1 protein-coding gene is annotated in these 953 nt (G+C 58.3%); it reads left to right on the top strand.

The window, feature by feature from the left end; translation table 11 throughout:
- Nucleotides 1-841: copper amine oxidase (locus tag AC1DRJ_RS29740; protein ID WP_477805273.1), on the top strand; the 841-nt coding region annotated here is incomplete at its 5' end.
- Nucleotides 842-953 lie beyond the last annotated feature (112 nt).

Consider the following 953-nt stretch of genomic DNA (forward strand, 5'->3'; position numbering starts at 1 on the left):
CCTCAGCACCGAGCGGCGTGAGCTTGTTGTGCGGTGGATCAGCACCGTCGGCAACTACGACTACATCGTCGATTGGGTCTTCCAGCAAAACGGCACCATTGGCATCGATGCCGGCGCCACCGGTATCGAAGCGGTCAAGGGCGTGCAGTCCAAAACCATGCGCGACGCCACGGCCAAGGAAGACACGCGCTACGGCACCCTGCTGGACCACAACATCGTCGGCACCACCCACCAGCACATCTACAACTTCCGCCTGGACATGGACGTGGACGGTGAAAACAACTCGCTGGTTGAAGTGAACCCGGTGCTGCTGCCAAACGACCGTGGCGGCCCGCGTACCAGCACCATGCAGACCGAGCACAACGTGGTCAGCACCGAGCAGCAGGGCGCGCAGAAATTCGACCCTTCGACCGTTCGCCTGATGACCAACTTCAGCAAGGAAAACAAAGTCGGCAACCCGGTTTCCTATCAGATGATTCCGTATGCCGGCGGCACGCATCCAGTGGCCAAGGGCGCCAACTTTGGCAAGGATGAATGGCTCTACCACCGCCTCAGCTTCATGGACAAGCAACTGTGGGTGACGCGCTATAACACGGAAGAAAAGTATCCGGAAGGCAAATTCCCGAACCGTTCGGACAAAGACACCGGGCTTGGGCAGTTCACTGCGGATAACCAGTCGATTGAAAACACCGACGACGTGGTCTGGCTGACCACCGGCACCACGCACATTGCGCGGGCCGAGGAATGGCCAATCATGCCAACCGAATGGGTGCATGTGCTGTTGAAGCCGTGGAACTTCTTTGATGAGACGCCGACGTTGAACCTCAGCGTCCCGCAGTAAACACACACAAAAACCTGTGGGAGTGGGCTTGCCCGCGAAGGCGTCATCTCAGGCAACATATGTACTGAGACGAACATAGCCTTCGCGAGCAAGCCCGCTCCCACACTTGATC

Source organism: Pseudomonas sp. P5_B2 (genome assembly GCF_056400445.1).